We start from the raw sequence: 23,946 nt of genomic DNA, 5'->3' as shown, positions 1-23,946 counted from the left end.
ATAATAAAAAAGGTTCAAATCCTTATTTTAAAAAAAGTAAAATGAAAAAGTTAACTTTATTTTTGGTTTGGGCTTTAATATACGGAGAGTTTCAGAATTCCTTTTCTCAGATTGATATTCCAACAGCTATTTTGCCTTCTACACCCTTTTATTCTGAGTTTTCTCTTTATGCGCATTTTGGATTAAGGAGGGAGATTAAGTCAGGTTATGAAATCAAGAATTATGATCCATCAAAGCCCTTTGATTTTGATATGTATGGAACAATGTCCTTAGGAAATTTCTTTTTTACTTTAAAAGTTTATACCTTAAGTGATTATGCTATTGATTTAATTTACAGGATAATGCCTGAAATAGGTGTTACACCAGCTGTTGCAGTGGGTATTTATGATATTACATACAGAAAATATATAAGTTCAACTGGCTCAAATCCACCTGAAGGTGGATATAATGATGATAATTCCTATTACTGGGAGGATTGGAAGGAAGGAGATTACAGGAGAAATTTAGAAAACTTTTCTTTGTTCCTTGTTTTTTCAAAACATTTTACTTATAAAATTGTTGGCACATTTGGTCTTGGTAGGGGAAGATTTGTAGGGTATGGTTCTCGTTCAAAGTATTTTAATTTTGATATTTTAACTGGTGGTAAGACAAAGCATGATATTACTTTTGGTGTTTTCTGGGGTGCATATTATATTATTAGTAAAAATTTCCATATTTTACTTGATTTTGATGGAAGGGATTTTAATGTTGGAGGAAGGTATGTAAGTCCTCTTATTTCTGTAAATTTTGCTTTAACAAAGCTTGAGCACTTTTTAGGTGGTTCTCCGAGATTTTCTCCAAGATTCGGGTTTGGTATAACCATAAATCCAAGAATTTTTAGAAGGTAAAAGACTTAAAGTGCTTACATATAAAATAAAAAAGGAGGTAAAGTTAAAATTGTTTTGGGATTTTAGCTATTAGTATTTAGTTAATGAAGTGTTTTAAAATTTAAAAAAATAAAAATCTTAAAAATTATGAAAATAAGGAGATTAGAAAAAGAATTAATTTATAAAATAAGAGCAGGTGAAGTAATAGATGATCCATCTTCAGTTGTAAAAGAATTGATTGAGAATTCCCTTGATGCAGGTGCTAAAAAAATTGAGATTTTTGTTGAGGATGGTGGAAAAAGGTTGATAGAGGTAAAAGATGATGGAGAGGGAATGGATGAAGAGGATCTTTCTCTCTGTTTTTTACCTTTTACATCAAGTAAAATAGAAAAGCCAGAGGATTTAAAAAGAATAACAACTTATGGATTTAGAGGGGAGGCACTTTTTGCCATTTCAAAAGTTTCAAGGGTTATCATTAAAAGTTCTATAAATATAAATTTTGAGGGTAATGAGATTTTTATAGATGGTGGAGAAAAGAAATATTTAAAACCCTGTGCTCATCCAAAGGGTACAACTGTCACGGTGAGGGAACTTTTTTATTCTGTTCCTGCGAGAAGGAAATTTTTAAAAACTGGGAGTCAGGAATTAAAAAAAATTATAGAAGTTGTAATGAAGTATGCTCTTTCAAATCCCGAAGTGGAATTTCTTTTAAAAGATGAAAGGGAAACAATATTTAATTTACCTTCTGTTAATAGTTTTAAAGAAAGAATCTCTTCAATTTTTGGTGAGGAATTTTTAAAGGAATTGGTTGAGATTGAAGAAAGTAAAAAGAATTTTTCCTTTACTTTATTTTTATCAAGACCAGAATTTTTAAAGGAATCTCCTCAAAGATTTTTTTTTGTTAACAGAAGACCTTTTTTTGACAATTCTTTTATTAGAGCCTTTTCTAATATTTATACAGATAGGTTTAAATCACCTGATGTATTTCTTTTTCTTTTTATAAACCCTGAAGAAGTTGATTTTAATATTCATCCTCAGAAGTTACAGGTTAAGTTTTCACCCAAACTTGGTTTTCCTTTTAGGATTGTAAATATAGTAAGGGGCACTGTTAAGGAAAAAAGTACAAGTGATAAAAAAATGGAACTTCTTATAAAATTAGGTGGGGATAAATTTAAGGAAGATGTTAAACAGCTTGAATTTGGTGAAATGCAAAAAAGAGAAGATAAGAAGGAGCCTTTAATTTATGAGGATATATGGCAATTTGAAAACACTTATATAGTTGTAAAGTTTGAAAAAGGTTTACTAATAATAGATCAGCATACAGCCCATGAGAAAATTATTTATGAAAGGATATTAAGTTCAAGAAAATTTAAAACAAATTATATAGCCTTTCCAATTCTTTTGAAGCTTTCTCCTACAGAGTTTTCTACTTTTAAGGAAATAAAACCTGTTTTGGAGAATATTGGTTTTGAGATAAGAGAAATAAGAGCCACGGAGATTCAGATTGAGGGTTTGCCCGATTTTATTAAAAAGTTTTCAAAGGAAAATTTTATAGAAATAATTAATTCAATAAAAAAGGAAAAAAAGCTTGACCCCTTAAATGTTTATAAAGAGATTAGCTGTAAGAGTGCCATAAAAAAAGGTGATATTTTAAGAAAGGAAGAAATGACAAATATTCTAATAGAACTTTTTTCTCTTGATGATCCCTTTTTCTGTCCCCATGGAAGACCTGTCATGATCCAAATTACTAAGGATGAACTTGATAAAAAATTTGGAAGATAAAATAAGGGTTTTTGCATTAATAGGACATACTGGTTCAGGAAAAAATAAATTGGCTTTTGAATTGGCAAAAGAGCTTGGAACAAAAATAATTCTTTGTGATTCAAAGAAAGTTTATAAATTAATGGATATAGGAACAGCAAAACCAACAGAGGAGATGAGAAGGGAAGTTGAATACTTTATGATTGATATAAAGTATCCTGATGAATATTACAGTGCAGGGGATTATGCAAGAGATGCAGAAAAAATAATTGTTGAGCTTTATAAAAGAGGTGAAAGATTTTTTGTTGTGGGAGGTTCTACACTTTATTTAAAGGCTCTTTTTGAAGATTTTATTTCTTTACCACCTGTTCCTTCTGAATTGAGGGAAAAGTTAAAAAAGGAAGAAACATTAAAGCTTTATGAATTGTTGAAAAAAATTGATCCTGAAAGGGCTTTAAAAATACATCCAAATGATAGAGTGAGGATTGAAAGGGCAATAGAGATTTATGAACTTACAGGAGAAAAACCGTCAGAGTTATATAAAAGAAAGGGTGAAAAGAAAATAGTTCCATATTATTTTGCCATATACTGGGAAAGGGAAAAAAGGAGGGAGCGGATTAATAAGAGGTTTGATGAAATGATGGAAAAGGGTTTTTTAAAAGAAGTTGAGAATTTATTAAATAGAGGGTATGATTTAAAGTATAAATCTCTTGATGCGCATGGATATAAGGAACTTATATTATATATAATGGGCAAAATAGAAGATTTGAAAGAGGCGGTGAATCTTGCTAAGAAAAGAACCTATGAATATACAAAGAGACAGTTGAATTTTTTTAAAAATTATCTTAATATTAATCCTTTTTTTTATAAAATGGAAGATGAAAAAATGGATGATGTTAAAGAGAAAATTAAAAAAATTTTAAAGGAGGAAATATGGAAGGACTTATAAAAGAGGCAAAAAGGGCTTACAAAAAGGGTCTTTTAAGAGAGACAAAAGATATTCTTGAGAGAATTATTGAACTTACAAGGGGTGAATATATTGAGATTTATCCTGATTATATAAGTGTTCTTCTTGATTTGAAGGACTATAATAAAGCAGAAAAAATTCTTAAAGAGTGTGAAAAAATAATAGAGAGAGATGGTAGTGTTTCAATTTTGAATTCTATTAAAAGGCTTAAGGCAAGGTTATATAGGGAAAAAGGCCAGTTTGAAAAGGCGAAGAAAATATTGAATGAAGTATTAAACCAGAAAGGTTTAACAGATGAGGAAAGGGGGAAGATCAATTTTTCTCTTGGTAAAATATTGTTTATAGAAGGTGATTATGATAGGGCTGAGAGACATTTTACAGAAAGTGAGATCAGTTTCAGGGGGACAAGTTTAATTGAAGAGGAAGGCTGGGCAACATTATGGAGAGCAAAGATTGCAAGGATAAGGGGTGAATGGACAAGAGCAAATGATATGCTTAAAATTTTATTTAGAGAATACACAGAAAGGTCAAAACTTCTTTATGCTTATGTTTTATTTGAAAAGGCACTTCTTTTGTTTGAAGAAGGAAAAAAAGATGAGACAATAGAACTTGAAAAAATTCTTGAGGAAACCCTTTTAAATTTAAGAGCACCGAGACTTTCCATAGAAGTGAGATTAAAACTTTCAAATCCTCTTTCAGTGGATGCGGAGGAATTTAAAAAAGTGGAGAGAAGGTCATGGAGAATTTTAAATTACTTACCTTTTGAGGAGAAAACTTTAAGAGGTCTTGCTCTTTCATGGCTTGCTTACATAAAGGGATTTTACGGGGATAAAAATGAAGCAGAAGAACTTTATGATTTAGCTGAAAAAGAACTTGAAAATTCAAGTTATGAGGAAAAGGGTTTATATCTTCTTTTAAAGATTCTTACTCTGATAGAATTCAAAAATTTTAAAAAGGCTGAAAAATATATAGAAGTTATTAATGATAAAAAATATCCTTTTTACTTTCGTTCCTTAGCAGTTTTAGCAAAAAATTTTGAAAAGGTTTAAATCTTGAATAATTTTAAATTTAACTGTATATTTTATTTATACAAGGAGGAAACAAAATGGAAAATTTAAAAGATGTTTTAACTATAGATTTAAAGAAGTATGATTTTAGAGATGAAGTTGATTATCTTTATACTGCACCCAAGGGATTAACCAAGAAAGTTGTAGAGGATATAAGTTCTATAAAAGGTGAGCCTGATTGGATGAGAGAATTCAGGTTAAGATCTTTTGAAATTTTTTTAAAAAAGCCAATGCCCTTATGGGGTGCAGATCTAAAAGGTATTAACTTTGATGAAATATCTTATTATGTGAGGCCGACTGATAGAAAGGGTACTTCCTGGGAGGATGTTCCTGAATACATAAAGAATACCTTTGAAAAACTTGGAATTCCTGAGGCAGAGAGAAAGTTTCTTGCAGGAGTTGGAGCGCAGTATGATTCTGAAGTTGTTTATCATAACATAAGAAAAGATCTTGAAAAAAAGGGTGTTATTTTTCTTGATACAGATACTGCTCTAAAAAAGTATCCTGAATTTTTTAAAGAGTATTTTGGTAAAGTTGTTCCCCCAACTGATAATAAGTTTGCTGCACTCAATTCAGCAGTCTGGAGTGGTGGAAGTTTTATTTATGTTCCACCTGGTGTTCATGTTGAATTTCCTTTGCAGGCATATTTTAGGATTAATGCTGCAAGCATGGGTCAATTTGAAAGGACTCTAATTATTGCTGATGAAGGTTCCTTTGTCCATTATATTGAAGGTTGCACTGCGCCTATGTATTCTTCTTATTCATTGCATGCTGCTGTTGTTGAAATTATAGCAAAAAAGGGTTCAAGGGTCAGGTATACCACAATTCAAAACTGGGCTAACAATATTTACAATCTTGTTACAAAAAGAGCTATTGCTTATCAGGATGCAGTTGTAGAATGGGTTGATGGTAATATGGGTTCAAGGGTTACAATGAAGTATCCATGTGTTATAATGAAGGAAAAAGGAGCAAGAGCTGAAATAATTTCAGTAGCATATGCAGGAAAAGGTCAGCATCAGGATACAGGAGCAAAGGCAATTCATCTTGCGCCTTATACTTCAAGCAGGATTATTTCAAAAAGTGTAAGCAAAGACGGTGGAAGGACAACCTATAGGGGGCTTGTAAGAATTATAAAAGGAGCAAAGGGAGTAAGGTCAAATGTAAATTGTGATGCTTTGATTCTTGATGAAAAATCAAGGTCTGATACTTATCCTTATATGGAGATTAAGGAGGAAGAGGTTGATTTGGGTCATGAGGCAAGTATTGGTAGAATATCTGAGGAAGAGATTTTTTATTTAACTTCAAGGGGTATTCCGGAGTCAGAAGCCCTTGCCCTAATTGTTCTTGGTTTTATTGAACCCCTTACAAAAGAGCTTCCCATGGAGTATGCGGTTGAATTAAATAGATTGATTCAACTTGAAATGGAAGGTTCAATTGGTTAAAAAGGAGGCAAAAATGGAAGGTATTTTAATAAAAGATCTTCATGTATCTGTTGAAGATAAAGAAATTTTAAAAGGTTTAAATCTTTTTCTTGAAAAGGGAAAAATTCATGCGATAATGGGACCAAACGGTTCTGGTAAGACAACCCTTGGGTTTGTTCTTATGGGTCATCCCAAATATAAGGTTACAAAAGGAGAAATAATTTTTAAGGGTAGAAATATTTTAGAACTTAAAGCTGATGAAAGGGCTTCGCTTGGCCTTTTTCTTGGATTTCAGTATCCTTATGAAATAAAAGGAATAACTTTTCAGCATTTCGTATGGAGAAGTATTCTTGCTCTTAAAGAGAAAAAGAAAAATGGGGAGTCTTACCCAAGGAATTTTCTGGAATATAAAAAGGAATTAAAAAAGAAACTGGAACTTCTGGGTTTTGATGATAATTTTGCTGAAAGGGATTTGAATGTTGGTTTTTCAGGAGGTGAAAAGAAGAGGGCTGAGGTTTTACAGATGCTTCTTTTAAAACCAGAATTTGCAGTTCTTGATGAGGTTGATTCAGGTCTTGACATTGATTCAATTCGTATTGTGGCAAAGGCTATTGATTTGATGAGATCACCTGATTTTGGCGCTTTACTTATTACCCATTATCAGAGGATTTTAAATTATGTAAAACCTGATAAGGTTTATGTAATGGTAAATGGGAAAATTGTAAAAGAAGGTGGATTTGAGATTGTTCAGGAGGTTGAGAAAACTGGATACAAAGTTTTTGAGAATTCTAATATTTAAAATTTAAAATTCTAAAATAAGGTAAATTCTATGTTAACAGAAATAAAAATTAAAAACTTTGAATATTTAAAGAAAAGGGAAGAGGTCTTTAGTAGTTTAAAGGATCTTCCTCTTCCAAGTGAGAGGTATACAGATTTAAGAAATATTCCTTTTGGAGATTATTTAAAAGTAAAAGAAGATATTCTTATAAGAGACGAATTATCAGATTTAGATGGTATTCTTCTATTTCCCGATTTTCTTGATAATAAAGTTGCTTATGATCTCTTTTTAAAGGTTTTTGAATTGAAAAAGGATAGACTGATTGCCACTCATTTTATTTTTCCCACAGGAGGTTTTTTTCTTGAATTAAATAATAGAGAAAAAAAATTTGATTTAAGTTCAGTTTCTCCTTTAAATTCTACTTACAGTTTTCAGACTTATATTTTTAAACTTAATTCCTCTTATTTAGAACTTAAAATTAATCAGGAAAATGAAGGGAACTTTTTTTCACATAATCTTTTTATTTTTCTTCTTGATGATTCTTCAAAGTTAAAATTATATAATTTTCATAATTCTAATATTTCCTACCTTTTTAATTCTTTATTTTTGTTTCTGGGAAGGGATTCTGAAACAGAAATATTTTCTGCTTATTTCAGAAATCCTTATTCAAAGGTTGATAAGTATATTTTTGTTGAAGGTGAAGGTGCGAAAGCCCTTGTTAAGGATGTTTTTGTAGGGGAAAAGAAAAATTTTTTAAGTTTAAGGAATGACCTTATATTTAGGAAAAGTTATACAAGTGGTGAAGAATATTCAAGGGGTATTTTGTTTGATGAATCCACTGTTTGTTTTTATGGTCTTGCAAGGGTTGAGGAAAATTTAAAGAAAATAAATGCTTTTGTTGAGGGTGATGCCCTTTTGCTTTCAAGTAGTGCAAGTTTTCTTCCTGTTCCTTCTCTTGAAATTCTTTCAAATGATTTAAGATGCACTCATTCAGTAAATTCTGGTCCTCTTTCTGAGGAGAAACTTTTTTATATGATTTCCAGGGGATTAAGTAGGGAAGAAGCTGTAAGGATGTATGTTGAATCTTATTTACTTTCCAATTTAGATGGTGCGGAAGAAGGTTTTAAAGAAAGGGTAAAAGACTATTTATCTTTGATAAAAGTATAAAATTAAAATATTGAAAAATATTTAGTTTTGAATATATAATTAATATTAACGGGGACGTAGTTCAGCTTGGCTAGAACGCCGGCCTGTCGAGCCGGAGGCCGCGGGTTCAAGTCCCGTCGTCCCCGTTAATTTTTTTTTATTAAATTTCCTTTAAAAGTGATAAATTCAATAATTTTTTAATATAATTTATTCAGAATGTCCCTGCTTTTACTTGTTGATGCGACATCCCTTGCTTATAGAGCCTTTTTTGCTTTTGAAAAAAATCCATTAAGAAATTCAAAGGGGGAGAATACTTCTGCTATTTTTGCTTTTACAAATTCTTTTTTAAGGCTTCTTGAAGAATATAAACCCACTCATGCTGCTCTTGTTTTTGATGCAAAGGGAAAAACAAAGAGGCACGAAATTTATTCAGCATATAAGGCAACAAGACCAAAAGCACCGGATGAACTCACTTTCAGTTTAATATGGATAAAGGAGCTTGGAAAGGCATTAAAAATAAAAATTTTTGAAATTGAAGGATATGAAGCAGATGATGTTATAGCCACTATTGCTAAAAAAGCAGAGAGAGAGGGTTTTAAAGTATTAATTCAGACATCGGATAAGGATATTTTGCAGATAGTAAATGAAAATATTTGGGTCCTTGATACAAGACCAAAAGAAGAGATTCTTTATAACCCTCAAAGGGTTAAGGAGAAATATGGACTTCCCCCGGAAAAACTTTCAGATTATTTTAGCTTAATAGGGGATTCAATAGATAATATTCCTGGTGTCCCAGGAATAGGTGAAAAAAGAGCTAAAGAAATTCTTGAAAAATATTCTCTTGAAGAAATTTTAGAAGAACCTTCGAGAATATCAGATAAAAATGTTGTAGAAATTATAAAAAATAACAGGGATATAATAGAGGTTAATAAAAAACTTATAAACCTTGAACTTGATGTACCTATATACTTAGATATGGAGGAACTTAAAGTAAAGGAACCAGATTTAGAAAAATTATTTGAAATTTTCCGAATGTTTGAGTTCAGAACTCTGATGAAAAAATTTTCTACCTATTTACCTGATATAAAATTAAAGGAAGATTATGAAAAAGTTAATAGGTTCCCAATTGCAGTGCATTTGAGAGATGGATATATAGTGGGATTTTATGAAGAGGCTTTTAAAATAAAAGATGAAGATTTTAAGGATATTGTAATTAATGAAAATAATGAGATTTTTGTTCCTGATGCAAAAAAGTTTTATAAGAGAACTTTAAAAAAAGGAATTGATGTGAGGGCAAAGGTTTATGATCCAATAATAATCTATCAACTTATGTATCCTGAAAAACCCGATCCAGATGAAGAAACCATTACTCTTGAATTTCTTGGTAAAAGATTATCAGATTTACCTTCAAAAAGGGAAGTTGAAATTCTTTATGTGATAAAGAGGATAATTCCAAAATTAATGGAAGAGATTTTCAGGGAGGAACTTGATGGGGTTTATTTTAAAATTGAAAATCCTTTAACAAGAGTGTTGGCAGAGATGGAACTTTCGGGTGTTTTAATTGATAGAAAAATATTTACAGATCTTGAGTTTGATATTCTTAGAAAATTAAAACTTATTCAGGAGGAAATATTCAGTATCTGTGGAACAAGATTCAATTTAAATTCACCTTTTAAGCTAAGAAAAATTTTATTTGAAAAACTTAAATTAAAGCCCAAAAAGAGAACAAAAACAGGGTATTCAACAGACCAAGCTGTTTTGCAAGAACTTGCAAAGGAACATATTGTTCCCAGAAAAATACTTGAATATCGTGAATTATTTAAGATTTTATCAACTTACGTAACACCTTTGAAATCACTTATAGACCCTGAGACAGGTAGAATATATGCTACTTTTAAACAGATAGGAACACAGACAGGTAGAATAACTTGCGTAAATCCAAATCTTCAGACAATACCTATAAGGTCAGAGATAGGAAGAAATATAAGAAGGGCATTTATTGCTCCTCAAGGTTTTAAGATTGTTGTAGCTGATTATTCACAGATAGAGCTCAGGATTCTTGCTCATCTTTCCGGTGATGAAAATATGATAGAAGCGTTTATAAAAGGAAGAGATATTCATGCTGAAACTGCCAAGAATATCTTGGGTAAAGTTTCAATTACAGAAGAAGACAGAAGAAAAGCAAAAACTATTAATTTTGGGATATTTTATGGATTATCTCCTTATGGTTTATCAAAGGAACTATCTATTTCTTATGAGGAAGCAGAAGAGGTTATAAGGGATTATTTTAGAGCATATCCCAAGGTTAAAGAATGGATTGATTATACTATAAGAGAAGCAACAGAAAAAGGGGAGGTGAGGACAATATTCGGGAGAAAGAGAAAGATTTTTGAATTATTTCATCCAAAGAGGGAAGTAAGGGAGCAGGGTGAAAGAATGGCAGTAAATACTCCTGTTCAGGGTTCAGCTGCAGATATTATAAAACTTGCCATGATAAACATATATAAAGAAGTGATTAAAAATTCAAAAGATATAAAACTTGTTTTACAGTTGCATGATGAGCTAATTTTTGAGGTTAAAGAGGAAAAAGTAGATGATTTTTTGATTGTATTGAAAAATTGTATGGAAAAAGTTTATAATTTAAAAGTGCCACTTGAAGTAAAGGTGGGGGTAGGTAGAAACTGGTTTGATGCGAAGAGGGAATGATGCTTGACAAATGGGATAAAAAATTGTATAATTATAATACCCTAATTTTGGGGATGATATTTTACACTGTTATTTGAAAATTAGGTTGGGAAGGGTTTTGAAGGTAGTAAGGGCGTCTGGTGGATGCCTCGGTGTCGGGCGGCGATGAAGGGCGTGGCAAGCTGCGAAAAGCCCGGGGGAGGCGCAAGCAGCCTTTGATCCCGGGATTCCCGAATGGGGTAACCTGATCCCGGTAAACCGGGATCATCCCCTGATTTTTCAGGGGAGGCGAACCCGGGGAAGTGAAACATCTCAGTACCCGGAGGAAAAGAAATCAAAATGAGATTCCCTTAGTAGCGGCGAGCGAACGGGGAGGAGCCTAAACCAATCCGGCTGTAAAAGCCCGTGGGTGTTGGTCGGATTGGGGTTGTGGGACATAGCCGGACCCAGCCACGGATGGGTCGGAGAGTTACAAATCTCTTCCTTAGCCGAATCCTCTGGAAAGTGGAGCCATAGAGGGTGACAGCCCCGTAGGCGAAAGGGGAGGGACTCTCTGGGCTATGTTCCCGAGTACCACGGGGCACGTGGAACCCTGTGGGAATCAGGGGGGACCACCCTCCAAGGCTAAATACGTCCCGGCAACCGATAGTGTACTAAGTACCGTGAGGGAAAGGTGAAAAGAACCCCGGTGAGGGGAGTGAAATAGAACCTGAAACCAGGCGCCTACAATCAGTCGGAGGGTTGGAAGGGGGTGCCTTTAGTCCTGGCTTTGCCAGGATTTGGGTCCCTTCTGATCTTACGGCGTGCCTTTTGCCTAATGAGCCCGGGAGTTGCACTCACTGGCGAGGTTAACCCCGGTAAAACGGGGGAAGCCGGAGGGAAACCGAGTCCGAAAAGGGCGCTAAGTCAGTGGGTGCAGACGCGAAGCCGGGTGATCTACCCATGGGCAGGGTGAAGCTCTCTTAACAGAGAGTGGAGGCCCGAACCGGTGGACGTTGAAAAGTCCTCGGATGACCTGTGGGTAGGAGTGAAAAGCTAACCGAACCCGGTGATAGCTCGTTCTCCCCGAAATATATCCAGGTATAGCCTCGGGAATGAGTCTGGCAGGGGTAGAGCACTGGATGGGGTAGGGGGAAACCCTGAACCCAACCAAACTCCGAATACTGCCAGATGCTTCCCGGGAGTCAGCGGGTGGGGGATAAGCTCCATCCGCGAGAGGGGAACAACCCAGACCGCCGGCTAAGGTCCCTAAGAGCAGGCTAAGTGTGAAAGGAGGTGGAGGCGCTAAGACAGCTGGGATGTTGGCTTAGAAGCAGCCATCATTTAAAGAGTGCGTAACAGCTCACCAGCCGAGCGCCTCTGCGCCTAAAATGTATCGGGGCTTAAGCCTGCCACCGAAGCTGCGGGTTCCGGGAGTTAAATCCCGGAGCGGTAGGGGAGCTTTCCCATCGGGTTGAAGCTCTGGTGTAAACCAGGGTGGACTGCTGGGAAGTGAGAATCCGGGCATCAGTAGCGATAATCCCCGTGGAAATCGGGGACGCCGTAAGCCTAAGGTTTCCTGGGGAAGGTTCGTCCGCCCAGGGTTAGCCGGTCCCTAACCTGAGGCCGAAAGGCGTAGGGGATGGGAAAGGGGTTAATATTCCCCTGCCACCCTGGTGGAGCCTGGGGGGTGACGCAGGAGGGATAGCCCAGCCCGGTAACGGATTACCGGGTCTAAGCCTTTAGGGCTGTGAAGGGCCGAGGGAAATCCCGGCCTGGAGCCTGAGGGGTGATGGGGACCGGGGGTAACCCCGGGAACTGGGTGTTCCCACACTGCCAAGAAATAACCTCGCAGGTTATGAAGCCAGGGTGACCGTACCGCAAACCGACACAGGTAGGCGGGCATAAATGTGCTAAGGCGCGCGGGTGAGCCCTCGCTAAGGAACTCGGCAAGTTAACCCCGTAACTTCGGGAGAAGGGGGGCCTCGAGTACGTGAAAGCTCCTTCGCGGGCAAGTAGCGGAAAGAGGTCGCAGGTAATCGGCCCTGGCGACTGTTTAACAAAAACACAGGGCTCCGCTAACTCGTAAGAGGAAGTATGGGGCCTGAAGCCTGCCCAGTGCCGGAAGGTTAAGGGGAAGGGTGAGCCCCTGGGTAAAACCAGGGAGGTAGCTCTGAACCGAAGCCCCGGTAAACGGCGGCCGTAACTATAACGGTCCTAAGGTAGCGAAATTCCTTGTCGGGTAAGTTCCGACCCGCACGAATGGCGCAACGACTGGGGCGCTGTCTCAGCGAGGGGCCCGGCGAAGTTGTAGTGGTGGTGAAGATGCCACCTACCCGCGGAGGGACAGAAAGACCCCGTGGACCCTTACTGCAGCCTGGCCCTGAGTTTTGACATAAAATGTGTAGGATAGGTGGGAGGCTATGAAGCCTGCTCGTCAGGGCAGGTGGAGCCACCGGTGAAATACCACCCTTTTTATGTCGAAACTCTAACCTCACCTGCTGGATCGCAGGGAGGAACAAGGTCAGGTGGGCAGTCTGTCTGGGGCGGATGCCTCCTAAAAGGTAACGGAGGCGCCCAAAGCTCCCCTCAGGCCGGACGGTACCGGCTGCTGAGTGTAAGGGCAGAAGGGGGGCTGACTGTGAGGCCGACAGGCCGAGCAGGCGCGAAAGCGGGGCCTAGTGATCCGGCGGTCCTGTGTGGAAAGGCCGTCGCTCAGCGGATAAAGGGTACCCCGGGGATAACAGGCTAGTCGGGCCCGAGAGTTCATATCGACGGCCCGGTTCGGCACCTCGATGTCGGCTCAGCCCATCCTGGGGGTGAAAAAGCTCCCAAGGGTTGGTCTGTTCGCCCATTAAAGGGCTACGTGAGCTGGGTTCAGACCGTCGTAAGACAGGTCGGTCCCTATCCACCGCGGGCGGAGGGCACTTGAGGGGTGCTGCCCCTAGTACGAGAGGACCGGGGTGGGGAGGCCTCTGGTGTACCAGCTGTCCCGCCCGGGGCATAGCTGGGTAGCCATGCCTCTAAGCGATAACCGCTGAAGGCATCTAAGCGGGAAGCGCACCCCAAGATGAGGTGCCCCTGAAGGTCCCCGGAAGACTACCGGGTTGATAGGCCGCAGGTGTAAGTCCCGTAAGGGATTGAGCCGAGCGGTCCTAATCGACCGTTCGCCTTCAAAACCCTTCCCATTAATTTTAAAAATTAGAAGAAATGGGAATGAAATGAAAAAAAATAAATTTAAAAGATTATAACTTTTTTATAGAGGTTTTAATAAGTTTAATTTTATTCTCCAGCTGTCAGAAGAAAAACATTTCCAGAAATTCAAATTAAAAGCTCACTGCCACAAAATATGGTGTTAAAAGATTATGTATTTCATTACCTTACTTTTATTACAGGAGAAACCTATAGTGGAGATCCTTATAGGGAAGTGCATTTTCGCTTATGTGCATAAATACAATATTGAGATGGGTAAGGAATGGGTATGGTAACTTTGATCCTGAGGCAACAAGAAATGCCTTTATAAATAAAGTTGATGTCGTGAAAAATATGGTAGAAAGAGAAAATTATAATTCTGCTCAGAATAAACTTACAAATGATGTAATCCCTTTCATAGAATCAAAGGTTACTGGTCCTTTTAGACAAACACTCGGTCTTCTTCTTGAAAGTGTACTTTTAGGAGTTATTCAACCTGATACTATTATGGAAATTGAACCATCTATGGTTTCTTTATTAAATTCTTCTCCTTTTAGTTTTCAAAAGATTGAAGTAATTCAATGTAAATACGACCCTTTTGGAAGACCTATTGCTTGTGAAGTTCGTGTTCCCCAACCTACACTTGAGGACACACTTTCAGCAGTTTCACAAGCGCTTGCAATGGCTTTACTGAATGAAGAGAATCGTTAAATTCTTTCAGATTATATGACATCTTCGCCTTATAAAGAACATTCTTTATATTTTTCTGACTATATTCAGAGTGTTACATCGACAGGGGAAACAATACTGAAAAAAATGTCTTTAGTTTCCGGTTATTTAGAAGAGTGTATAGGTGGTTTAGTAAAACATTATCCTACAGTATCACTTCAATTTTTAGATACTTTGTATTACTCAACCTGGATAAAAAATCCTGCTAAAATTTCCCCTTATGTTACTTATTGGACTACTCTGAAAGATGATACAGAGTGGGATACACTATTAGGTTTTAATTCTAAAGGAGAAAAAATATATATAGATCTTTTTAACCTACCAAATTATCCCATTCTTTTTGTATCACCAGAACCTCCTGAAAGTAGCATTTACCAATATCGGGTGGAGGAATCTCCAGTGGAAACTGGTTATGGTTCAAATATAGGGGAAAATAATAGTCAGGTTATTATAAAAGAGAATACTGTGAGACTTTTAATGAGGGGTATGTATATTAGTCAACGATGCGAAACGGGGCCAATGGAAATTTATACATATAATGTGTGGGATCAGGTATGGGAACCGACATACACTAAATTTCCGGGCGTGGACTATCTAAATAGATGGTATCAAACACCTGAACGCGTGGGAATATGGGGATATGATTGGAGGGGCAAATCGCTTTTTAGGTTTAACGGACCGGAATCATGGCGGTGGTATGGAGTATATATTGAAGTGTGGGAAGAAGATTGGGGTTGGAATGATGATGATTTTATCGGCGCTGTGCTTGTTTATGGACTTTTTGAGTGGACACAGGGAGGGGTGCCTGGAATGTGGCAAATTCCAAGTGAAGATGTAGGTGGTGCTTTAATTAAGCCCTATTTTTACCAGAATTGGAGTCCTTAAAATTTGGAGTTCAATTCCCCCTCCCTAAAAAAACCCCAAAATGTTTATTATATATTTATTTCTTTCTATAAACTTCTGGAATGAATACTCTATATATTCCCCAAACCTATATGCCAATTCACCTTTCTGGGGAATCGGTTTTGAATTTCCTGTCAAAAAATTTTATATAGGAAGCTCAATTATGGCAAGATTTTTTGAAACATCCTCAAAAGTTAAAGGTAAAGTAATAAGAGATACAACCATAAAAGATACTTTCACTCTTACTTCATTCTGGAGTTTTGAATATATTATTCTTTTTGAAATTTCAAAAAAATTTTTTAATGAGAAAATTGAACTATCTATCGGAGGAGGCAATTTCATATATAAATTTCCCACAGAATATTATCCTCCAGTTATTAAAAATTTCTTCTTTTTTACACCATTATCTCTCAATATACAACATAAATTTCAAAATACACCCATTGTCCTTGGAATCACATATAAGTTTTGCACATTTATTAAAGGAAAAGGAAATACACCACCTTACCCATTCTTTAATTTAATATTACTAAAATGGGGCTTTTCCCTGTAAATATATAAAGGAGGAATAATATGAACTTTATCCTAATTCTTTTTACTTCTTTAAACTTCTGGATAAATTTTACACCTTTTTATTGGCCAGAAAAGCCTATTAATTCCCCCTTTTATGGAATAAAAATTGAAAAACCTTTGAGACAATTTATCATGGGAGGTTCACTCTTAATTAGAAGCGGAGGAGTTATAGAAAAAATCTCAGATAAATCTCCTGAATTCGCCTTTGAATTTATATCTTCCTTTGAATTATCAAAAACTTTTTTTAATGAAAAACTGAAAATAGGAAGTGGTATAGGAAACTTTACATATGTAAGTGCTTACTCTCCTTATCCACTCAATATTCCAAATCTTTATACCAGATTCTTATTTTCATTTCCATTAATACAGCTTAGATACAAAATTCCATCAAAAGATTTTTTTATTGCCCTTTCCTATCAGGATTATCCTATAAATATTCCACTTTCTGAAAGATACAGATACTTCTTTTTACGCGACCGCTTTTATATAATTCTTATAGAATTAGGAACTTTTTCAAAATAATAAAAATTTACTTTATCTTTAAACTGTAACCTATTGCCCTTTTCGTTAACTCCCTTATGTGTTCAGCCGGATCAAGTCTACCTTCAGGTTTTAAATTTAGACCAACTATTAAAGGAAAAGATAATTCTTCATACTTTTTCCTTTTTCTCTCCTCTATCTTCTGATATAAAGATTCCTCTACAAGTATCACTCCAAACTCACCGTTCTCAATAAAATGTTCCAAAATTTTAGAAAGCTCCTTTTCATCCTTTACCTTCCTTGTAATACAACCCGCGAGTCTAAAACCAGCATCATAACCTTCCTCCGTTAAAGCAAGAACCTTAATCTCTTTTTCTCTTTCCTTCATATTAAAAGTATCTCCTTCCTTATTTCATAGGTTTCTAAACCATGATACTTTCCAAAGGCAATAATTCTCAAATTTACAACCTCATTGTATTTTGAAATTATATAAGCAAGTGGTATAGCAATTGATAAAGGGTCCTTTAAAAAACCCTTTATTGCCCATAAACTCAATACCTCCTCAAAACGCTTTTCAAAACCTATAATATCTCCCTCTGTTATTAACTTTGAAAGTTCTCTGTATTTCGTAGAAAACAAAATTTCTGAAATTTCCTTTAAACTCTGAGCCTTTAAAAGGGCTTTCCTCTGATTCTCAGTTAAAAACCCATAAGGAAGAAGTTCAATTTTACCGAGGGGGCTTATGCCGTATTTTAAATAGAGCAAAATACCTACTATATTTTTAAGATCAACCCAAGAATTTAACATATACCTTATAAATTCTTTATCGCCATCTCCCCTTTTTACCTTGCTAAATGCATAACTATAATATGAACTTTCTAAATAATTTTCAACAAATTCAATATCCTTTTCCCTCACTTTTTTGATCAATTTACTTGTTATAACAAAAGGAAGGGGAATTCTAAAAGTTAAAAGTAATTCAAGAACTTCTGAGGTTTCTTCCTTTGAAAGAAGAGCCTTTAATTTTGGTTCATCCAATTCAAGAACAGGAAAAAGTGCTGTTTCAATATCCTCAGGCTTAATATTCCTCATTTTCCCTCTTATAATTGCTCTTATATTTGCCACAACAAACCTTGAAAGGAGAATATAAAGAAGCTCTTTCGGATTTCCTGAAGAAAATTCCATTATACCTTTAATTGTATCTGAAAAGTTTTTGTTAATTCCCCTTAATACCTTTTCTAAATCAATTTCTCCCCTTTCAATATCCCTTGAGTATTCCGTTTTTTGAAGGTTTTCAACAAACTTTTCAAAATTTTCAGCCTGTAGCAATTCTTCAATTTCCTGTCTTTTTAAAAGTTTTTCCTTCTTTGCCCTTATCCTTGCATTTATATACCCAAAATCATCCATACTAAATTTTAAAAATCTGATTAAAAAGTTTCTGCATTAAATATGGTTCTGCTTTTTTTAATCTTGATTCAAGAGTATTTAAAACCCTTATTTTACCATCTTTCCGCTCTATTATAACACCTGCAAATATACTTTCATCTTTTTGAATTTCAAATTGTAGTTCCATTTTTTCAACAAGCTCCCTTGTATATTCGTAATCTTGTGGAGAACAGATAATTTTTCCTTCTCTTTCACCATAATCTGTAAGAGCTTCTAAAAAAAGCTTTTCAAAAAATTCTCTGTAGGTTCCATTTTTCCTTCTCCTTTCTATATCCTCTTTTAAAATATCTAAAAGTCTTTCATAAATAGTATTTCTTGATAACAAAACTTCATTTAGTGCTTTAAGCTTTACTTCAGCTATCCTTTTAGCTCTCTCAATTTTTAAAAAATTTTCTACTTCTTTTAACATTCTTTCCCCTATAGTTTCTTTTTCCTTTTCCAAATCTTCTCTAATTTTTTTTATTTCTAAAAAAGTCTCCTTTTCAATCTCCTCAATTATTTTATTTATTTTTCCCTTTACAAATTCCTTAAGAGTCATTAAATTTTACCCATAAGCATAAAGGCTATAACAAATCCAAGTATAACTGTTGTTTCAGGTATCGCGAGCATTATTATAATCCATATGGCTGTTTCAGGTCTTTCAGCAATTGTTCCTGCACCTGCTGCACCAATTCTTGATTGAGCCCAACCTGTTCCAAGACCAGGTATACCAACAGCAAGAGCAACACCTATATGAGCGAGTAGTTTTGAAAAGTCATCTCCACCTGCTTCCTGTGCAGCATGAGCTACTTCCTCTGCCAAAAGAATTGCTGATGAGATTACCATGAAGAATATTGTATACATAAGGAATTTTAGTTTTTTCATTTTTACCTCCATAATTTTATTTTATTTCTGGGAGTGGAACCCCTTTTAATCTTTTAAATAAAGGTTTATATTCCCTTCCACCTGCTTCATAAAATTTTGTAAAAAATTCAACAAATTGAAGCCTTAATCCCTGAATTGTCGGGTCAAAAATTCCGAGTATAAAAGCAAGAACATGAAATAAAAACATTACTAAGATTCCTATAATTATGGACGGAAGTATACTTACAAATTTATTTGCTATCACTGCTATTATTGCAGAAGATAGTCCTATAGCCATAAGCCTTGCAAAGGAAAGTATATGACCAAAAGCAGAAAATATTTCAATTGGTGCTGCAGGACCATGAAACTTAAAGGACATTATCATAAATAAAAATAGAAAAATAAGAAGAATTGATGATAAATAATCTGGAAGTATCTTAAGACTTGTTCCAGCAAGTAAAAGAAGTGATAAAAGACCCAATAACATGGAAAAAACACCTATTGCATGCTTTCCGTGCCCAAGATTTAAAGCATTATAAATACCAAGAATAAAACCAAGTATAACCTGAAATGAACCAAAACTAATTGCAATTAAAAGATATGTATTAGCATCATGAACTCTATGAAAAATCGGTTTAAACCCAATTTTTTCAAGCAAATCGCCAAACATCTCCATATACAATAAACCAAATAAAATTGTAAAAATACTTGCCAAAATATAAGCAAAACTTATCCTCTTTATAAATTCATTTTTATTAAACTTTAAGTAAAGTAAAAGAAAAAGCAGAAAACTCAGAAAACCGTAACCAATATCACCAAGCATGAATCCAAAATATACCGGAAAGAAAATTGCCAAAACTGATGTTGGGTCAAAAGTTCTATATACAGGTAATGAGAAAAATTCTATAAAAGGCTCAAAATTTTTAAAGAAAGAAGGGTTTTTTAGTATTACAGGAACTCTCTTATACTCTTCTTTCATAGGATTTGTCTCCTTTAAATAAACATTTTCTTCTTTTACAATTTCTCTCAAAGATTCTATATCCTTTTCAGGTAAGAATCCCTCTAAATAAAAAAAGTATCTTGTAACAAATATGCCCTTTTCTTTTATTTTCAATAAATCCCTTATATCCTGCAATATATAGAAACTGTTAAAAAGGATATTTAAATTTTTATCAATAAATATTTTTTTTCTTAATTCATTCTCCTTAAATTTTTTGGGAATTTCTTCAAGTTTATTTCTCAAAAATTTAAGCATTTCCTTAAAGGATAATTTTCCAATATCCTCTGGTAAACTTATTTCCGGTAAACCTTCCCTCCATAACCTTTCTCTTAACTCATCTTTTATTTCCGGAGAATAGATTATAAGAATTGCTATTTGATTTCCCTTTATAACCCTCTCAAATATTTTTACTTTTTCACCATAATCCTTTTCAAAGTTTTCCTTAATTCTTGATAAAAGAATAAGTTCTTCCCTTGGTAAAAGAAAGCCTTTAACTTCAAAATTTTCAGGTATATGTATTTCCTCCTTTTCTATAAGTTCTTCAAAAACCTCAAGTATTTTTGTAAAGGAAAAATATAAATTTCTCTCTTCAATAAGCTTCTTTTCCTCTTCTTTTATTTTTTTATATTTTAAATAAATTTCCTCCAAATTGTTAAATAAATCTTCAATGTCTTTAAATTCTCTTTTTTCAATCTTATGGGAAGAAATCATCTCCTCCTTTCTTATTTCTTCAATCATACCGATAGCTCTATCAATCTTTTTTAAGATTTCTTTTTCCTTTTCTGAAATAGCAGGTTTTATAAATTCAATACTTTCCTCAAGTTCTTTATCCTCAATGTGAAGAACTGATAATTCTTGTAATTTTCTTAAAAATTTATCAAGTCTTTCCTTTTCACCAATTATTTCAACTTTTTTCATTCTTAAAGTTGCCATACTTTAGATTTCTCCTTTAAAAATTACATCCTCAAAAACTTTAAGTGCTTCCCACTTATATTTTTCAATATTTTCTATAAGTTCTTTAGCCTTTTTCTTACCCTCCTCATAAATTTTTTCACATTCTTCCTCTATTTTTAAAATTCCTTTTTTTATCAATTCTTCCTTTTTCTTTTCCATTTCCTCTCTGAATTTAATTAGTTTTCTTTCTCCTTCAAGTTTTTCCCTTTTAATCAATTCTTCTTTTTCTCTTAATTTTTCTTCTATAAAAGGATAATTCTCCTCCTCTTCTTTCAAGAGGTAAAAAAGATTTTCTCTTATTTTTATTTTGTGATTATGCATGTTGATTTATTTTAATTTTTAAAAGTTAATTATAAATTTTTTATAAACTTTAAATCAAATAGAGAGTGACTTTCGTACCCTTTGAATATTCTGAATTTATTTCAATTTTTGCACCCATAAATTTTAATAAACCACTTACTATTGAAAGCCCAATCCCAAGGTGTCCTTTAAAAAGATGAAAATTTGTAACAAAGAATGGAGTAAAAATTTTTTTAATATCAGATTTCGGAATACCTGTTCCTGAGTCAATTATTTCTAAAATATTGTAATTTCTTTTGTTTATATTTATTTTTATAAGACCTGATTTGGATATGGAAACCTTTGAATTGTCTATCAATTCTTTCAAAATTATATCAAAGTAGTTTGAATCAGTAGTTATTTCTAAGGTTTGAGGAGGAGAGAATAGATTTAAATCAAAAACAATACCATCTTCTTTTTCTCTTTCTAAAAAATTATTCATAAAATCAAAGAGATTTATTTTTCTATTATTTAGAATAATTTTACCATCTATTATATTTTGTAAAATTAAAAGCCGATCCATTTCTCTTTTTATTATTTCATGATTTTCTTGAAAGCCCAGTCTCTTTAAAAACTCGTACATATAAATGGGTAACATGATTAAAAAATTATTCTTATTCTATTTCCAATACCCCTTTCTACATCAATTTGAATATCATAACCAAGGGTTTTAAATATAATTCCAGAAAGGGATAATGGTTCATTTATATCCTGGGGATCTAAAATTAGCTCAAGGTCATTCTTTGTTAATCCTATTCCAGAATCTTCAATCAGCATTTCACCTTCTCTAAAGTAAATGCTCATATAACCCCTGATCCTGTTAAAAGAAATTAAGTATTTGAATAAGTTTAGTAAAGCAATTTTTAAAAGCTCTCTATCTCCCTCACATATAAATTCCTCTTTTTCAATATTTACCTTGATTTTTTTTCTTTCAATTTCAAAGTCAAGTATATTTAATACCTCCTTTACGGTTTCTACAATATTAAATTTATGAATAGGTTTTGTTAAATTTTCAATTAATTCATCATATCTTTTATATTTAAGAATTGCTGCTTTGATGTTTATAACAGGAAGAATCCTTTTTGTAAAATTATATGCAATTTTTATATTTCTTTTTAAATAGAAATAAAGAGTAATAGTAGATAAATAGGTAAAGAAAATATTCATTTCACTGCTAATTTCCTTGTTAGTATATACTCCTAAAACTCCTATTTCTTTTTCTATAAGGTTTGAATAAAAAAGGTATAATTTTTTATTCTTGTATTGAATTTGTTTTATGTTTTTCCTAATTTTATTCCTGCATAAATCATCATAAAAAAAATCATCCATAAAAAAAGAAGAGAAAAGGGAATTGATAGGCAAAATATCATCTTCAAAAAATAAAAAGAAATACTCAAAATCCTCAATTAGTAACTTTCTTAATGTATAGTAAAGAATTTCTTTAAGATGTTCCTCTCTTTCACAATTAATAATCTTAAAAAAAGTAAAAGTGCTTAAATCAGAAAAAGTGTAATAAAGATCTTTTTTTTCTTCCAAATTTTTTGAGAGGTTTTTATAATTCAAGAAAAGAAAGAAAAGGGGATCTGTTTCAAGTATATTTTTCTCCCATCCTTCAAGCTTAAATAATAATTTTTCACCTTCCTCTAAACCTTTTTTTAAAGAATTCTGTATTTTGTTTTTTAACTCATCTTCTCTTTTTTTTATATAGTATGAAAAAAGAAATGTTACTAAATCCTCATATTTTTTATCCAGTTCTCCTTCTATAAAAGTTTTTATACCTCTTTCATCAAAACTTTTTTTAATTAAAATATCATTAAATGGAGAAACTGTTATTTCATATCCATTCATTCTTATATTTATAGTGGCATCAATGGCTTCCCTTTCAAGAAAATTCTTTATGTATTTCAAAGCTTCCATTTCATTTTTCAAATTAACACAGTTTAAAATTAATACCTCAAATTTCATTTACATTTTTAAGAGCTAATTTATCAACCTCAAGTTTAAGTATATCTTTTGTTTTTTTCTTTATGTAAATCTCATAGTTCTGAGGATATTTTACTGGAATTGTAGAAGGGTCTTTTCCTTCAGATACAAGCTTAATAATGTTAAGAAATTCTATTAAATAATTTTTTTCAATATCATAACTCATTAAAGCTCCCATTACAGCATGTTTTTTTTCAAATCCAAAAACAGGTATTTTAAGATTTGTAAATTCTTCAATAAAGTATCTTGCAGAATTTTCATCAAGAGTAAATTCACATGGTAAAAGTAAAAAAAGATCAATACCGGATAATTCTGAAAAAGCTTTTTTAACCTGTTTTCCCTGAACAAAAACAATTTTTATATCTATATTGAAAGTTTTTGAAATTCTCTTTAATTCCTCTACATAGTTTGACTCAGAATATTCATAGGGAAAAATTACTCCCACTCTTTTTACCCATTTCATAGATGAGGAAATTATTGTAAAAAGAAGAGTGTGAGGGAGTCCATACCTTAAACCTGTACCTGTTATCGGAATCTCATAAATTGGATTTTTTACATACCCTACTACACAGGGTTTATCCCAGTTGTTTTTTTTGTAGAATTCTAAAGCTCTGTCTCCCAGTAAGATTATCAATTTATAACCATCAATACTGTTTTTAAAATCTTCTGGTCTTATAAAAACTAACTTATCCTTAGATACCTCTTTTATCTTATTATTTATGTTTTCGTCGCCTATTCCGTCTATTATAAGAATTTCACCCCATATCTTACCCCCTATAAATATTAAGAATAACATCTTAATTATTTTTCTCATATTAAAATTTTATAGTATTA

General features: G+C 33.7%; 21 protein-coding genes, 1 tRNA gene and 1 rRNA gene. 14 read left to right on the top strand and 9 right to left on the bottom strand.

The window, feature by feature from the left end; all coding sequences use genetic code 11:
• Positions 1-41: 41 nt before the first annotated feature.
• From ABIN17_06660 to ABIN17_06595, 14 genes are all read left to right on the top strand, one after another.
• Positions 42-887 carry a hypothetical protein gene (locus tag ABIN17_06660; GenBank protein ID MEO0284730.1) on the top strand — a complete coding sequence of 282 codons (846 nt, stop codon included), beginning with the start codon at positions 42-44 and terminating at the stop codon, positions 885-887.
• Between the two features lie 126 nt (positions 888-1,013).
• On the top strand, positions 1,014-2,648 hold the full coding sequence (mutL, locus tag ABIN17_06655; GenBank protein MEO0284729.1) for a DNA mismatch repair endonuclease MutL: 1,635 nt from the start codon (positions 1,014-1,016) through the stop codon (positions 2,646-2,648).
• Positions 2,638-3,576, top strand: coding sequence for a tRNA (adenosine(37)-N6)-dimethylallyltransferase MiaA (gene miaA, locus ABIN17_06650; GenBank protein ID MEO0284728.1), 939 nt, complete (start codon positions 2,638-2,640; stop codon positions 3,574-3,576). The genes mutL and miaA overlap by 11 nt, the downstream gene beginning before the upstream one ends.
• A complete protein-coding gene (locus tag ABIN17_06645; GenBank protein MEO0284727.1) occupies positions 3,561-4,643 on the top strand; it encodes a hypothetical protein in 1,083 nt (360 codons plus the stop codon). The genes miaA and ABIN17_06645 overlap by 16 nt, the downstream gene beginning before the upstream one ends.
• Before the next feature lie 56 nt (positions 4,644-4,699).
• Positions 4,700-6,103, top strand: a complete 1,404-nt coding sequence (sufB, locus tag ABIN17_06640) for a Fe-S cluster assembly protein SufB (GenBank protein MEO0284726.1) — start codon at positions 4,700-4,702, stop codon at positions 6,101-6,103.
• A gap of 13 nt (positions 6,104-6,116) precedes the next feature.
• Positions 6,117-6,881, top strand: a complete 765-nt coding sequence (gene sufC, locus ABIN17_06635) for a Fe-S cluster assembly ATPase SufC (protein MEO0284725.1) — start codon at positions 6,117-6,119, stop codon at positions 6,879-6,881.
• A 30-nt stretch (positions 6,882-6,911) separates the two neighbouring features.
• The gene (locus tag ABIN17_06630) at positions 6,912-8,027 is read left to right on the top strand and encodes a SufD family Fe-S cluster assembly protein (protein MEO0284724.1); all 1,116 of its coding nucleotides are present in this window, start codon (positions 6,912-6,914) and stop codon (positions 8,025-8,027) included.
• Between the two features lie 50 nt (positions 8,028-8,077).
• Positions 8,078-8,152 (top strand) — tRNA-Asp (locus ABIN17_06625).
• Positions 8,153-8,222: 70 nt separating this feature from the next.
• Positions 8,223-10,712, top strand: coding sequence for a DNA polymerase I (locus ABIN17_06620; GenBank protein MEO0284723.1), 2,490 nt, complete (start codon positions 8,223-8,225; stop codon positions 10,710-10,712).
• 96 nt (positions 10,713-10,808) lie between these two features.
• Positions 10,809-13,850, top strand: a 23S ribosomal RNA gene (locus ABIN17_06615).
• Between the two features lie 261 nt (positions 13,851-14,111).
• A complete protein-coding gene (locus ABIN17_06610; GenBank protein MEO0284722.1) occupies positions 14,112-14,573 on the top strand; it encodes a hypothetical protein in 462 nt (153 codons plus the stop codon).
• Between the two features lie 15 nt (positions 14,574-14,588).
• Positions 14,589-15,476, top strand: a complete 888-nt coding sequence (locus tag ABIN17_06605; GenBank protein ID MEO0284721.1) for a hypothetical protein — start codon at positions 14,589-14,591, stop codon at positions 15,474-15,476.
• A 40-nt stretch (positions 15,477-15,516) separates the two neighbouring features.
• Positions 15,517-16,047, top strand: a complete 531-nt coding sequence (locus tag ABIN17_06600; protein ID MEO0284720.1) for a hypothetical protein — start codon at positions 15,517-15,519, stop codon at positions 16,045-16,047.
• A gap of 20 nt (positions 16,048-16,067) precedes the next feature.
• Entirely contained in the window at positions 16,068-16,589 is a 522-nt protein-coding gene (locus ABIN17_06595; protein MEO0284719.1) for a hypothetical protein, read from the top strand.
• Between the two features lie 7 nt (positions 16,590-16,596).
• Here the strand turns inward: ABIN17_06595 and ABIN17_06590 are convergent, their stop codons facing one another.
• The 9 genes from ABIN17_06590 to ABIN17_06550 all read right to left on the bottom strand — a co-directional run bounded on the left by ABIN17_06590 (position 16,597) and on the right by ABIN17_06550 (position 23,926).
• Positions 16,597-16,935: a V-type ATP synthase subunit F gene (locus ABIN17_06590; GenBank protein ID MEO0284718.1), complete on the bottom strand. Its 339-nt coding sequence runs from the start codon at positions 16,933-16,935 to the stop codon at positions 16,597-16,599.
• Positions 16,932-17,954, bottom strand: coding sequence for a V-type ATPase subunit (locus ABIN17_06585; protein ID MEO0284717.1), 1,023 nt, complete (start codon positions 17,952-17,954; stop codon positions 16,932-16,934). Before ABIN17_06585 ends, ABIN17_06590 begins: the two co-directional genes overlap by 4 nt.
• A gap of 1 nt (position 17,955) precedes the next feature.
• Complete coding sequence (locus tag ABIN17_06580; GenBank protein ID MEO0284716.1) at positions 17,956-18,531, bottom strand: V-type ATP synthase subunit E; 576 nt, start codon at positions 18,529-18,531, stop codon at positions 17,956-17,958.
• Complete coding sequence (locus ABIN17_06575) at positions 18,531-18,725, bottom strand: ATPase (protein MEO0284715.1); 195 nt, start codon at positions 18,723-18,725, stop codon at positions 18,531-18,533. Before ABIN17_06575 ends, ABIN17_06580 begins: the two co-directional genes overlap by 1 nt.
• Before the next feature lie 148 nt (positions 18,726-18,873).
• Positions 18,874-20,769: a V-type ATPase 116kDa subunit family protein gene (locus tag ABIN17_06570; protein ID MEO0284714.1), complete on the bottom strand. Its 1,896-nt coding sequence runs from the start codon at positions 20,767-20,769 to the stop codon at positions 18,874-18,876.
• A gap of 3 nt (positions 20,770-20,772) precedes the next feature.
• Positions 20,773-21,111, bottom strand: coding sequence for a hypothetical protein (locus tag ABIN17_06565; GenBank protein MEO0284713.1), 339 nt, complete (start codon positions 21,109-21,111; stop codon positions 20,773-20,775).
• Positions 21,112-21,160: 49 nt separating this feature from the next.
• Positions 21,161-21,727, bottom strand: coding sequence for an ATP-binding protein (locus ABIN17_06560; protein ID MEO0284712.1), 567 nt, complete (start codon positions 21,725-21,727; stop codon positions 21,161-21,163).
• Positions 21,728-21,729: 2 nt separating this feature from the next.
• The gene (locus ABIN17_06555) at positions 21,730-23,094 is read right to left on the bottom strand and encodes a hypothetical protein (GenBank protein ID MEO0284711.1); all 1,365 of its coding nucleotides are present in this window, start codon (positions 23,092-23,094) and stop codon (positions 21,730-21,732) included.
• The gene (locus ABIN17_06550; GenBank protein ID MEO0284710.1) at positions 23,084-23,926 is read right to left on the bottom strand and encodes a hypothetical protein; all 843 of its coding nucleotides are present in this window, start codon (positions 23,924-23,926) and stop codon (positions 23,084-23,086) included. Before ABIN17_06550 ends, ABIN17_06555 begins: the two co-directional genes overlap by 11 nt.
• Positions 23,927-23,946 lie beyond the last annotated feature (20 nt).

Source organism: candidate division WOR-3 bacterium (assembly GCA_039803925.1).
Taxonomy (GTDB): domain Bacteria; phylum Hydrothermota; class Hydrothermia; order Hydrothermales; family JAJRUZ01; genus JBCNVI01.
Note: the sequence above shows the minus strand (reverse complement) of the source record. Positions and strands in the feature narration are given on the sequence as shown.